This window comes from Streptococcus mitis (assembly GCF_905187495.1).
Taxonomy (GTDB): Bacteria; Bacillota; Bacilli; order Lactobacillales; family Streptococcaceae; genus Streptococcus; species Streptococcus mitis_CU.
In genome coordinates, this window is sequence record NZ_CAJJIB010000006.1 from 25,742 (window position 1) to 38,012 (window position 12,271).

Annotated in this window: 12 protein-coding genes; 11 read left to right on the forward strand and 1 reads right to left on the reverse strand. The window is 40.4% G+C overall.

The window, feature by feature from the left end; genetic code table 11:
• Window positions 1-2: 2 nt before the first annotated feature.
• From tkt to gap, 6 genes are all read left to right on the forward strand, one after another.
• On the forward strand, window positions 3-1,979 hold the full coding sequence (gene tkt / locus JQ843_RS01490) for a transketolase (protein ID WP_203212710.1): 1,977 nt from the start codon (window positions 3-5) through the stop codon (window positions 1,977-1,979).
• A 117-nt stretch (window positions 1,980-2,096) separates the two neighbouring features.
• Window positions 2,097-2,396, forward strand: coding sequence for a preprotein translocase subunit YajC (yajC, locus tag JQ843_RS01495; RefSeq protein WP_203212711.1), 300 nt, complete (start codon window positions 2,097-2,099; stop codon window positions 2,394-2,396).
• 46 nt (window positions 2,397-2,442) lie between these two features.
• Complete coding sequence (locus tag JQ843_RS01500; protein WP_203212712.1) at window positions 2,443-2,886, forward strand: low molecular weight protein-tyrosine-phosphatase; 444 nt, start codon at window positions 2,443-2,445, stop codon at window positions 2,884-2,886.
• On the forward strand, window positions 2,873-3,283 hold the full coding sequence (locus JQ843_RS01505) for an MORN repeat-containing protein (protein WP_020902388.1): 411 nt from the start codon (window positions 2,873-2,875) through the stop codon (window positions 3,281-3,283). Before JQ843_RS01500 ends, JQ843_RS01505 begins: the two co-directional genes overlap by 14 nt.
• A gap of 299 nt (window positions 3,284-3,582) precedes the next feature.
• The gene (adhE, locus tag JQ843_RS01510; protein ID WP_203212713.1) at window positions 3,583-6,234 is read left to right on the forward strand and encodes a bifunctional acetaldehyde-CoA/alcohol dehydrogenase; all 2,652 of its coding nucleotides are present in this window, start codon (window positions 3,583-3,585) and stop codon (window positions 6,232-6,234) included.
• A gap of 319 nt (window positions 6,235-6,553) precedes the next feature.
• Complete coding sequence (gap, locus tag JQ843_RS01515; protein ID WP_033687386.1) at window positions 6,554-7,564, forward strand: type I glyceraldehyde-3-phosphate dehydrogenase; 1,011 nt, start codon at window positions 6,554-6,556, stop codon at window positions 7,562-7,564.
• A gap of 67 nt (window positions 7,565-7,631) precedes the next feature.
• Here gap and JQ843_RS01520 read toward each other — a convergent pair whose 3' ends face one another.
• Window positions 7,632-8,507 carry an RluA family pseudouridine synthase gene (locus JQ843_RS01520; protein WP_338014933.1) on the reverse strand — a complete coding sequence of 292 codons (876 nt, stop codon included), beginning with the start codon at window positions 8,505-8,507 and terminating at the stop codon, window positions 7,632-7,634.
• 86 nt (window positions 8,508-8,593) lie between these two features.
• Between JQ843_RS01520 and pbp2a the strand changes: the two genes are divergently transcribed.
• The 5 genes from pbp2a to JQ843_RS01545 form a co-directional block, all read left to right on the forward strand.
• Window positions 8,594-10,789 (forward strand): penicillin-binding protein PBP2A, encoded by a 2,196-nt coding sequence (gene pbp2a, locus JQ843_RS01525; RefSeq protein ID WP_203212714.1) that lies wholly within the window; start codon window positions 8,594-8,596, stop codon window positions 10,787-10,789.
• 52 nt (window positions 10,790-10,841) lie between these two features.
• Window positions 10,842-10,994, forward strand: coding sequence for a 50S ribosomal protein L33 (rpmG, locus tag JQ843_RS01530; RefSeq protein WP_001809375.1), 153 nt, complete (start codon window positions 10,842-10,844; stop codon window positions 10,992-10,994).
• Window positions 10,995-11,003: 9 nt separating this feature from the next.
• The gene (gene secE, locus JQ843_RS01535) at window positions 11,004-11,180 is read left to right on the forward strand and encodes a preprotein translocase subunit SecE (protein WP_001210990.1); all 177 of its coding nucleotides are present in this window, start codon (window positions 11,004-11,006) and stop codon (window positions 11,178-11,180) included.
• Window positions 11,181-11,233: 53 nt separating this feature from the next.
• Window positions 11,234-11,770, forward strand: coding sequence for a transcription termination/antitermination protein NusG (gene nusG / locus JQ843_RS01540; RefSeq protein ID WP_000376740.1), 537 nt, complete (start codon window positions 11,234-11,236; stop codon window positions 11,768-11,770).
• Window positions 11,771-11,890: 120 nt separating this feature from the next.
• Window positions 11,891-12,271, forward strand: a 381-nt coding sequence (locus JQ843_RS01545) for a sigma-70 family RNA polymerase sigma factor (protein WP_203212715.1), incomplete at its 3' end; no start/stop codon positions are given.

The window sequence follows — 12,271 nt, forward strand, 5'->3', positions numbered from 1 at the left end:
CTATGTCAAATCTATCTGTTAATGCAATTCGTTTCCTAGGTATTGACGCCATTAATAAAGCCAACTCAGGTCACCCAGGTGTGGTTATGGGAGCAGCTCCGATGGCTTACAGCCTCTTTACAAAACAACTTCGTATCAATCCAGCTCAACCCAACTGGATTAACCGTGACCGCTTTATTCTTTCAGCAGGTCATGGTTCAATGCTTCTTTATGCTCTTCTTCACCTTTCTGGTTTTGAAGATGTTAGTATGGATGAGATCAAGAGCTTCCGTCAATGGGGTTCAAAAACACCAGGTCACCCAGAATTTGGCCATACAGCAGGAATTGATGCTACAACAGGTCCCCTAGGTCAAGGAATTTCAACTGCTACTGGTTTTGCGCAAGCAGAACGTTTCTTGGCAGCCAAATATAACCGCGAAGGCTACAATATCTTTGACCATTATACTTACGTTATCTGTGGAGACGGAGACTTGATGGAAGGTGTCTCAAGTGAGGCGGCTTCATACGCAGGTTTGCAAAAACTAGATAAGTTGGTTGTTCTTTATGATTCAAATGACATCAACTTGGATGGTGAGACAAAGGATTCCTTTACAGAAAGTGTTCGTGACCGTTACAATGCTTATGGTTGGCATACAGCCTTGGTTGAAGATGGAACAGACTTGGAAGATATCCATGCTGCTATCGAAACAGCTAAAGCTTCAGGTAAGCCATCTTTGATTGAAGTGAAGACTGTTATTGGATACGGTTCTCCAAACAAACAGGGAACTAATGCCGTACACGGTGCTCCTCTTGGAGCAGATGAAACTGCAGCAACTCGCCAAGCGCTAGGTTGGGACTATGAACCATTTGAAATCCCAGAGCAAGTTTATGCTGATTTCAAAGAAAATGTTGCAGATCGTGGCGCATCAGCTTATCAAGCTTGGACAAAATTAGTTGCTGATTATAAAGAAGCGCATCCAGAATTGGCTGCAGAAGTAGAGGCTATTATCGATGGACGTGATCCAGTTGAAGTGACTCCAGCAGACTTCCCAGCCTTAGAAAATGGCTTCTCTCAAGCAACTCGTAACTCGAGTCAGGATGCTTTGAATGTTGTGGCGGCTAAGTTACCAACCTTCCTAGGTGGATCAGCTGACCTAGCTCACTCAAACATGACTTATATCAAGACTGACGGACTTCAAGACGATGCCAATCGCTTGAACCGTAACATTCAGTTTGGTGTTCGTGAATTTGCAATGGGAACGATCTTGAACGGGATGGCCCTTCACGGTGGACTTCGTGTATACGGTGGAACTTTCTTCGTCTTCTCTGACTATGTGAAGGCAGCTGTCCGCTTGTCAGCTTTGCAAGGTCTTCCTGTGACTTATGTCTTTACCCACGATTCAATCGCGGTTGGGGAAGACGGTCCAACGCACGAACCAGTTGAGCATTTAGCAGGTCTTCGTGCCATGCCAAATCTGAATGTTTTCCGTCCAGCAGATGCGCGTGAAACGCAAGCAGCTTGGTACCTTGCAGTGACAAGCGAAAAAACACCAACTGCCCTTGTCTTGACACGTCAAAACTTGACTGTTGAAGAAGGAACAGACTTTGATAAAGTTGCAAAAGGTGCCTATGTTGTCTATGAAAATGCAGCAGACTTTGATACCATCTTGATTGCGACAGGTTCAGAGGTTAATCTTGCTGTCTCAGTTGCTAAAGAATTGGCTAGTCAAGGAGCAAAAGTCCGCGTAGTCAGCATGCCATCTACAGATGTCTTTGATAAACAAGATGCAGCTTACAAGGAAGAAATTCTTCCAAATGCAGTTCGTCGTCGTGTTGCAGTCGAAATGGGTGCGACTCAAAACTGGTACAAATATGTTGGTCTCGATGGTGATGTTCTCGGTATTGATACCTTCGGAGCCTCTGCCCCAGCACCAAAAGTATTGGCAGAATATGGCTTTACTGTAGAAAATCTTGTAAAAGTCGTTCAAAACTTGAAATAATTCTAAAAATCAGGGCGCAAGCTCTGGTTTTTTCTTACTAGAAAAGCAAGGTACAATCTTGTAAAAGTAGCTGAAATTTGATATAGTAGTCCTATGTAAAAGACAAAGGAGAATACAATGAATCCAAATTATACATTTTTAATTATGCTTGTAGCGATGTTGGGCTTGATGTTCTTTATGCAACGCTCTCAAAAGAAACAAGCACAAAAACGTATGGAAAGCTTAAATAAACTACAAAAAGGCTATGAAGTGATTACAATCGGTGGGCTTTACGGGACAGTCGATGAAGTAGATGCTGAGAAGAGAACGATTGTTCTTGATGTAGATGGAGTTTACTTGACTTTTGAACTAGCTGCTATCAAGACAGTATTACCGCTGAAAGAAACAGCTTCACTCGAAGGTGCAATTGAAAAATAAGACGGGATTACTAACTCCCGTTTTTCTATAAAAGAAAGGAAATGGGATGAAAAAACTAGTCTTTGTCTGCCTGGGAAATATTTGCCGTAGTCCTATGGCTGAGTTTGTTATGAAATCAATGACAGATAATTATGAAATCCAAAGTCGAGCGACTTCTTCTTGGGAACATGGCAATCCGATTCATAAGGGAACTCAAGGGATTTTTCAACAGTATGAGATTCCTTATGAAAAAGGCAAGACATCGCTTCAGATTAGTAAGGAAGATTTTGAAGCCTTTGATTATATTATCGGAATGGACGCTTCAAATGTTTCTGACTTACGTCAGATGTGTCCAGCAGGCTTTCAAGATAAGATTTACTCATTTGCATCTGAAAGTGTTCCAGATCCTTGGTATACAGGAGATTTTGAGGAAACCTATCAGCGTGTTCAAGAGGGGTGTCAAGCATGGTTAGAACGTTTAGAGAAGGAGAGTGAAGATGGAAAATCTTAAGAATTTTTACGAAAAGTATCGTGTCTATCTGACTCGTCCACGTTTAGAGCTTTTGGCAGTAGTTACCATTGTTTTTTGTGCCGTACTCGTCTTTTTTCTAAATATTCCCGGAAAAGGCGTTCTAAAGCTTGATAATGGAACGATTGTTTACGACGGCAGTCTTGTACGTGGTAAAATGAATGGCCAAGGAACCATTACCTTCCAAAATGGGGACCAATATACAGGTGGTTTCAACAATGGAGCCTTCAACGGAAAAGGTACCTTTCAATCTAAAGAAGGCTGGACCTACGAAGGCGATTTTGTAAATGGTCAGGCTGAAGGAAAAGGAAAACTAACAACAGAACAAGAAGTTGTTTATGAAGGGACTTTTAAACAAGGCGTTTTTCAACAAAAATAAAGCCTCCTTATCAAAGGAGGTATTGTTATCATCTAAAAGTAAGCGCTTACTAGAAAATTTATCTCTTTCCAAGTTCCTCTTCCAATCAAGCTTGTGAAATAAAAAATATTTGAAATTGTTTTCACAAACTTTGAAGAAAAAACCTGACAAGGAAGGAAAATGAGGAATATTTCACAAGGTTTAAAAAATTCTTTGTGAAATATTTATGAAACTGTTTACAAAATCGAAATAATGCGTTATAATAAACTTGTGAAAAAATTAACAAAGGATATCAATCCTTGAAAGCTATGGAGGAAAATATGGCTGATAAAAAAACTGTGACACCAGAGGAAAAGAAACTCGCTGCTGAAAAGCATGTCGATGGCTTGGTACAAAAAGCTTTAGTTGCTCTTGAAGAAATGCGTAAACTCGACCAAGATCAGGTCGACTACATCGTAGCTAAAGCGTCAGTGGCAGCTTTGGATGCCCACGGAGAATTGGCTTTACATGCCTTTGAAGAAACAGGACGTGGTGTATTTGAAGATAAAGCAACTAAGAACTTGTTTGCTTGTGAACACGTAGTAAACAACATGCGTCACACTAAAACAGTTGGCGTTATCGAAGAAGACGATGTAACAGGTTTAACTCTTATTGCTGAACCAGTTGGTGTTGTTTGTGGTATCACTCCAACAACTAACCCTACCTCGACAGCAATCTTTAAGGCATTGATTTCATTGAAGACACGTAATCCAATCGTCTTTGCCTTCCACCCATCAGCTCAAGAATCATCAGCTCACGCAGCTCAAATTGTTCGTGATGCTGCGATTAAAGCAGGAGCTCCTGAAAACTGTGTACAGTGGATCACTGAACCATCTATGGAAGCAACTAGTGCCCTTATGAACCACGAAGGTATTGCAACAATCCTTGCAACAGGTGGTAATGCCATGGTTAAAGCGGCGTACTCTTGTGGTAAACCAGCTCTTGGGGTAGGTGCCGGGAACGTTCCAGCTTATGTTGAAAAATCAGCTAACATTCGCCAAGCTGCACACGATATCGTCATGTCTAAATCATTTGATAATGGTATGGTCTGTGCCTCAGAGCAAGCGGTTATCATTGATAAAGAAATTTACGATGAATTTGTAGCAGAGTTCAAATCTTATCACACTTACTTTGTAAACAAAAAAGAAAAAGCACTTCTTGAAGAATTCTGCTTCGGCGTGAAAGCAAACAGCAAAAACTGTGCTGGTGCAAAATTGAACGCTGACATCGTTGGTAAACCAGCAACTTGGATTGCAGAGCAAGCAGGATTTACAGTTCCAGAAGGAACAAACATTCTTGCTGCAGAATGTAAAGAAGTTGGTGAAAACGAGCCATTGACTCGTGAAAAATTGTCACCAGTAATCGCAGTTTTGAAATCTGAAAGCCGTGAAGATGGTATTACTAAGGCTCGTCAAATGGTTGAATTTAACGGTCTTGGGCACTCAGCAGCTATCCACACAGCTGATGAAGAATTGACTAAAGAATTTGGTAAAGCTGTTAAAGCTATTCGTGTTATCTGTAACTCACCTTCTACTTTCGGTGGTATCGGGGACGTTTATAATGCCTTCTTGCCATCATTGACACTTGGATGTGGTTCTTACGGACGCAACTCAGTTGGGGATAACGTTAGTGCCATTAACCTTTTGAATATCAAAAAAGTCGGAAGACGGAGAAATAACATGCAATGGATGAAACTTCCTTCAAAAACATACTTTGAACGTGATTCAATTCAATACCTTCAAAAATGTCGTGACGTTGAACGTGTCATGATCGTTACTGACCATGCCATGGTAGAGCTTGGTTTCCTTGATCGTATCATCGAACAACTTGACCTTCGTCGCAATAAGGTTGTTTACCAAATCTTTGCTGATGTAGAACCAGATCCAGATATCACAACTGTAAACCGTGGTACTGAGATTATGCGTGCCTTCAAACCAGATACAATCATCGCTCTTGGTGGTGGATCTCCAATGGATGCTGCTAAAGTAATGTGGCTCTTCTACGAACAACCAGAAGTAGACTTCCGTGACCTTGTTCAAAAATTCATGGATATCCGTAAACGTGCCTTCAAATTCCCACTGCTTGGTAAGAAGACTAAATTCATCGCGATCCCAACTACATCTGGTACAGGATCTGAAGTAACACCATTTGCCGTTATCTCTGATAAAGCAAATAACCGTAAATACCCAATCGCTGACTACTCATTGACACCAACTGTGGCAATCGTAGACCCTGCTTTGGTATTGACAGTTCCTGGATTTGTTGCTGCGGACACTGGTATGGACGTATTGACCCACGCGACTGAAGCTTACGTATCACAAATGGCTAGCGACTACACTGACGGTCTTGCACTTCAAGCGATCAAACTTGTATTCGAAAACCTTGAAAGCTCAGTTAAGAATGCAGACTTCCACTCACGTGAGAAGATGCATAACGCTTCAACAATCGCTGGTATGGCCTTTGCCAATGCCTTCCTAGGTATTTCTCACTCAATGGCCCATAAGATTGGTGCGCAATTCCACACAATCCATGGTCGTACTAATGCTATCTTGCTTCCATACGTCATCCGCTACAACGGTACACGTCCAGCTAAGACAGCAACATGGCCTAAGTACAACTACTACCGTGCAGATGAAAAATACCAAGATATCGCACGTATGCTTGGCCTTCCAGCTTCTACTCCAGAAGAAGGTGTGGAATCTTACGCAAAAGCTGTCTACGAACTTGGTGAGCGCGTAGGTATCCAAATGAACTTCAAAGAACAAGGAATCGATGAAAAAGAATGGAAAGAACATTCTCGTGAATTGGCCTTCCTTGCTTATGAAGACCAATGTTCACCAGCTAATCCACGCCTTCCAATGGTTGACCACATGCAAGAAATCATCGAAGATTCTTACTATGGCTACAAAGAAAGACCAGGACGCCGTAAATAATTGTTATCAGCCTAGAGGCAGGAGAAATCCTGTCTCTTTTTTGTAAAATTGGAAGATTGAAAATAATTTTTATCTTTTCAATTTTCACTTTTCATCTGAAAAGGAAAGTGGGAAATGACTAGGTAGACAAAGAAAGACAGCAGTATAGGCTTTCAAAGGAGAAAGAAAAATAAGTGGGGTATAGATAAAAAACAACGCCCGTACTTGCAATTAAACTTAAATAGTTATATAATAGGTTTGTTGAAAGGTGATTTGTAGTGATTCAAGTTACTCTTTTCACAATAAAAATTTCATGATTTTCATAAGGAGGAAATCACTAATGGTAGTTAAAGTTGGTATTAACGGTTTCGGACGTATCGGTCGTCTTGCTTTCCGTCGTATCCAAAACGTAGAAGGTGTTGAAGTTACTCGTATCAACGACCTTACAGATCCAGTTATGCTTGCACACTTGTTGAAATACGACACAACTCAAGGTCGTTTCGACGGTACTGTTGAAGTTAAAGAAGGTGGATTTGAAGTTAACGGTAAATTCATCAAAGTTTCTGCTGAACGTGATCCAGAACAAATCGACTGGGCTAACGACGGTGTAGAAATCGTTCTTGAAGCTACTGGTTTCTTTGCTAAGAAAGCAGCTGCTGAAAAACACTTGCACGCTGGTGGAGCTAAAAAAGTTGTTATCACTGCTCCTGGTGGAAACGACGTTAAAACAGTTGTATTCAACACTAACCACGACGTTCTTGACGGTACTGAAACAGTTATCTCAGGTGCTTCATGTACTACAAACTGCTTGGCTCCTATGGCTAAAGCTCTTCAAGATAACTTTGGTGTTGTTGAAGGATTGATGACTACTATCCACGCTTACACTGGTGACCAAATGATCCTTGACGGACCACACCGTGGTGGTGACCTTCGCCGTGCTCGCGCTGGTGCTGCAAACATCGTTCCTAACTCAACTGGTGCTGCAAAAGCTATCGGTCTTGTAATCCCAGAATTGAACGGTAAACTTGACGGATCTGCACAACGCGTTCCAACTCCAACTGGATCAGTTACTGAATTGGTAGCTGTTCTTGAAAAGAACGTTACTGTTGATGAAGTGAACGCAGCTATGAAAGCAGCTTCAAACGAATCATACGGTTACACAGAAGATCCAATCGTATCTTCAGATATCGTAGGTATGTCTTATGGTTCATTGTTTGACGCAACTCAAACTAAAGTTCTTGACGTTGACGGTAAACAATTGGTTAAAGTTGTATCATGGTACGACAATGAAATGTCATACACTGCACAACTTGTTCGTACTCTTGAATACTTCGCAAAAATCGCTAAATAATTCATGAGTCGATAAAAAGCAAGGCCTTTGGTCTTGCTTTTTAAATATTTAAAAATGGATGACGCTATCATCCATTCTTTTTTAATTCTTTTTCAAAAGTATCTGATAGGGTAGTGAAGTTTAATTTCTCTAGAGTAAGCGGATGGGTAAAGGACAGTCGGAAGGCGTGGAGCATAAGCCGACTCGTCTTTGATTTGCTATTATAGAGAGGGTCACCCAGGATCGGGAAGTTATGATGCGAAAGGTGCACACGAATTTGATGTGTTCGCCCTGTCTTTAGTTTGCAACGAACCAAGGAAGTTTTGTTTGGTAATTGCTTTAATCTGCTTACATGTGTTTCAGCATATTGCCCATTTTTTGTATCAACTATTCGTTTTCTGCGGTCATGGCGATCACGTCCGATTTTATCTTTGAAAACAACTTCTTTGCCGTTGATATGTCCGTCGACCTGTGCCCAATATTCCCGAGAAATCTCTTTTTTCTCCAATAAGCGATTGAGAATAGGCAGGATAAAAGGATTTTTGGCAAAGAGAACCAAGCCACTGGTTTCCATGTCCAGACGATGAACGACATAGCAGGTTTGGCCAACATAGGCACTGACATGGTTAAGAAGGGCGATTTCGCTTGGCTGATTACCATGCGTTTTCATCCCCTCGGGTTTGTTTACAATAATCAAGTGTTGATCTTGATAAACTTTCTGAACGAGGTTAGGATTGCCCCAAGGAATTTCTTTTTTGGGATAATCTTCCTCGTCAAAAGTCAATTGACAAACATCTCCAGGATTTACCGTCTCGTTCCAATGAACTTCTCGCTGATTAATCAAAATGTGTTTCTTGATTCTCAAAAAATGACGGATTTTTCTAGGGATGAGGAGTTGTTCCTCAAGTAATTGCTTTACCGTCATTTGAGGTAGAGAGTCTGGTAATGTAAATGTGAATTTCATACAGATATTGTAACAAAAAAAGCCCTATTTGGATAGGAAATAGCTAAATTCTTGTCTTCCTATGATGAAGATGATAAAATAAACGCATGAAATTAGATAAATTATTCGAGAAATTTCTTTCTCTTTTTAAAAAAGAAACAAGTGAATCAGAGGATTCTGGGTCTACTAGCTTGCGTCGTTCTCGCAGTGATCGAAAAAAATTAGCCCAAGTGGGTCCGATTCGAAAATTCTGGCGTCGCTATCATCTAACAAAGATTGTCCTTATACTAGGTCTGAGTGCAAGCTTGCTAGTTGGAACCTATTTGTTTGCTGTAGCCAAGTCAACCAATGTCAATGATTTGCAAAATGCCTTGAAAACTCGAACTCTTATTTTTGACCGTGAAGAAAAGGAGGCTGGTGCCTTATCTGGTCAAAAAGGAACCTATGTTGAACTGACTGATATCAGTAAAAATTTGCAGAATGCCGTTATTGCGACAGAAGACCGTTCTTTCTATAAAAATGACGGGATTAACTATGGTCGTTTCTTCTTGGCTATTGTCACTGCTGGTCGTTCAGGTGGTGGCTCTACTATTACCCAACAGCTGGCTAAAAATGCCTATCTGTCGCAGGATCAAACTGTTGAGAGAAAAGCGAAAGAATTTTTCCTTGCTTTAGAATTAACAAAAAAATATAGTAAGGATCAAATTCTAACCATGTACCTTAACAACGCTTATTTTGGAAATGGTGTGTGGGGGGTTGAAGATGCGAGTAAGAAATACTTTGGAGTTTCTGCGTCAGAAGTGAGTTTGGATCAAGCTGCGACTCTGGCAGGGATGCTCAAAGGACCGGAACTGTATAACCCCTTGAAATCTGTAGAAGATTCTACTAATCGTCGTGATACTGTCTTGCAAAATATGCTTGCAGCGGGTTACATTGATAAAAACCAAGAAACCGAAGCTGCAGAAGTTGATATGACTTCGCAATTGCACGATAAGTATGAAGGAAAAATCTCAGATTACCGTTATCCTTCTTACTTTGATGCGGTTGTTAATGAAGCTGTTTCCAAGTATAATCTAACAGAGGAAGAAATTGTCAATAATGGCTACCGCATTTATACAGAGCTGGACCAAAACTATCAAGCAAATATGCAAGTTGTCTATGAAAATACAGCTCTATTTCCTAGGGCAGAGGATGGAACATTTGCTCAATCAGGAAGTGTAGCTCTCGAACCGAAAACAGGGGGAGTTCGTGGAGTTGTCGGTCAGGTTGCTGGCAATGATAAAACTGGATTCCGGAATTTCAACTATGCAACTCAATCAAAACGTAGCCCTGGTTCTACAATTAAGCCTTTAGTTGTTTATACGCCGGCAGTTGAAGCAGGTTGGGCTTTGAATAAGCAGTTGGATAACCATACCATGCAGTATGACAGCTATAAGGTTGATAACTATGCAGGGATCAAAACGAGTCGAGAAGTTCCTATGTATCAAGCCCTGGCAGAATCGCTTAATCTACCTGCTGTGGCCACTGTTAATGATTTGGGCGTTGATAAGGCTTTTGAGGCGGGCGAGAAATTCGGACTCAACATGGAAAAGGTCGATCGTGTTCTTGGTGTCGCCTTGGGAAGCGGTGTTGAAACCAACCCTCTTCAAATGGCTCAAGCGTATGCTGCCTTTGCAAATGAAGGTTTAATGCCGGAAGCTCATTTTATTAGTAGAATTGAAAATGCTAGTGGTCAGGTTATTGCGAGCCATAAAAATTCACAAAAACGGGTGATTGATAAGTCTGTAGCTGACAAGATGACCAGTATGATGTTGGGAACATTTACAAACGGAACAGGTATTAGTTCATCTCCTGCAGATTATGTCATGGCAGGAAAAACTGGTACAACTGAAGCTGTTTTTAATCCGGAATACACAAGTGACCAGTGGGTGATTGGTTATACTCCGGATGTAGTGATTAGTCACTGGCTTGGTTTCCCTACCACTGATGAGAGCCACTATCTAGCAGGATCTACTTCAAACGGTGCAGCCCATGTCTTTAGAAACATTGCAAATACCATTTTACCTTATACGCCAGGAAGTACCTTTACAGTTGAAAATGCTTATAAGCAAAATGGAATTGCACCAGCCAATACAAGAAATCAAGTACAGAGTAATGAAGAAAATCAGGCGGATAATAGCCTTTCTGATATTAGAAGTCGTGCACAAAATCTGGTAGATGAGGCTAGCCGTGCTATCTCGGATGCGAAGATTAAGGAAAAAGCTCAAACGATATGGGATTCGGTAGTCAATCTATTTCGTTAAGATGCTTGTCAAAGCCTGGCTTTCTTGTTATAATAGATAAGATGGAGGCGTTATGGCACTAAAAAAAGCAAGCCTAGCTTGTGCGGTTTGTGGTTCGAGAAACTATTCAATCAAGATCAGCGGAAACCCCAAGCCAACACGACTAGAAGTAAATAAATTTTGTAAACATTGTGGTAAGTACACTACACACAGAGAAACGAGATAGGAGAGAGCGATGCGTTTTATTGGAGATATTTTTAGACTTCTTAAAGACACAACATGGCCAACTCGCAAGGAAAGCTGGAGAGATTTTCGTTCTATCATGGAATACACTGCTTTCTTTGTTGTGATTATTTATATTTTTGACAAGTTGATTGTTTCAGGTTTGATTCGATTTATTAACATTTTTTAGAAGACCTGTGGAGTTATTCACGCTAGAAATCTTCTATTATGAAAGGAAGTATCATGGATAGTTTTGATAAAGGATGGTTTGTCTTACAAACCTATTCTGGTTATGAAAATAAGGTAAAAGAAAATCTATTGCAACGTGCACAAACCTACAATATGTTGGATAATATTTTACGTGTTGAAATTCCAACACAAACAGTGCAAGTTGAAAAAAATGGAAAGAGAAAAGAAGTAGAAGAGAATCGCTTTCCAGGTTATGTTCTTGTAGAAATGGTGATGACAGATGAAGCTTGGTTTGTTGTTCGAAACACACCAAACGTTACAGGATTCGTCGGATCTCACGGAAATAGATCAAAACCAACTCCATTATTGGAACAAGAAATCCGTGATATCTTGGTTTCTATGGGACAAACTGTACAAGAGTTTGATATCGATGTTGAAGTTGGTCAAACTGTACGTATCATTGATGGTGCTTTTGCAGACTATACTGGTAAGATTACAGAGATTGATAACAATAAAGTGAAGATGATTATCTCTATGTTTGGTAATGACACAGTTGCAGAAGTAAACCTAAACCAAATTGCAGAATTATAACCCAAAGAGAGGCTTGCCCTCTCTTTTTTGTGCAGTTTAGACGGTGTAGGGAACAGAATGGAGGAAATGGGACAAAAGTGTTTCTGAATCTGTTAGACTGTATCTAGAAAGGGGGACGTTATGTTTAAAGAATTGTATAAAGAAGTCCAGGGAATTGTATATAAGAGTAGAAATGAATATTACTTGCATTTATGGGAACTATCGGATTGGGACCAAGAGGGTATGCTCTGCTTACATGAATTGATTAGTAGAGAAGAAGGAATAATAGAAGATATTCCTCGTTTACGTAAATACTTCAAAACTAAATTCCGAAATAGAATTCTAGACTATATCCGTAAACAAGAAAGCCAGAAGCGTAGATATGATAAAGAACCCTATGAAGAAGTAGGTGAGATTAGTCATCGTATCAGTGAGGGAGGTCTGTGGCTAGATGAGTATTATCTCTTTCATGAGACACTAAGAGATTATAGAAACAAACAAAGTAAAGACAAACAAGAAGAG

What these genes read in the sequence shown, in the direction of transcription:
- gap (WP_033687386.1), top strand. Translation starts at nt 6,554, where the DNA reads ATGGTAGTTAAAGTTGGTATTAACGGTTTCGGACGTATCGGTCGTCTT.
- rpmG (WP_001809375.1), top strand. Translation starts at nt 10,842, where the DNA reads ATGGCACTAAAAAAAGCAAGCCTAGCTTGTGCGGTTTGTGGTTCGAGA.
- yajC (WP_203212711.1), top strand. Translation starts at nt 2,097, where the DNA reads ATGAATCCAAATTATACATTTTTAATTATGCTTGTAGCGATGTTGGGC.
- tkt (WP_203212710.1), top strand. Translation starts at nt 3, where the DNA reads ATGTCAAATCTATCTGTTAATGCAATTCGTTTCCTAGGTATTGACGCC.
- pbp2a (WP_203212714.1), top strand. Translation starts at nt 8,594, where the DNA reads ATGAAATTAGATAAATTATTCGAGAAATTTCTTTCTCTTTTTAAAAAA.
- secE (WP_001210990.1), top strand. Translation starts at nt 11,004, where the DNA reads ATGCGTTTTATTGGAGATATTTTTAGACTTCTTAAAGACACAACATGG.
- JQ843_RS01520 (WP_338014933.1), bottom strand. Translation starts at nt 8,507, where the DNA reads ATGAAATTCACATTTACATTACCAGACTCTCTACCTCAAATGACGGTA.
- adhE (WP_203212713.1), top strand. Translation starts at nt 3,583, where the DNA reads ATGGCTGATAAAAAAACTGTGACACCAGAGGAAAAGAAACTCGCTGCT.
- JQ843_RS01505 (WP_020902388.1), top strand. Translation starts at nt 2,873, where the DNA reads ATGGAAAATCTTAAGAATTTTTACGAAAAGTATCGTGTCTATCTGACT.
- JQ843_RS01500 (WP_203212712.1), top strand. Translation starts at nt 2,443, where the DNA reads ATGAAAAAACTAGTCTTTGTCTGCCTGGGAAATATTTGCCGTAGTCCT.
- nusG (WP_000376740.1), top strand. Translation starts at nt 11,234, where the DNA reads ATGGATAGTTTTGATAAAGGATGGTTTGTCTTACAAACCTATTCTGGT.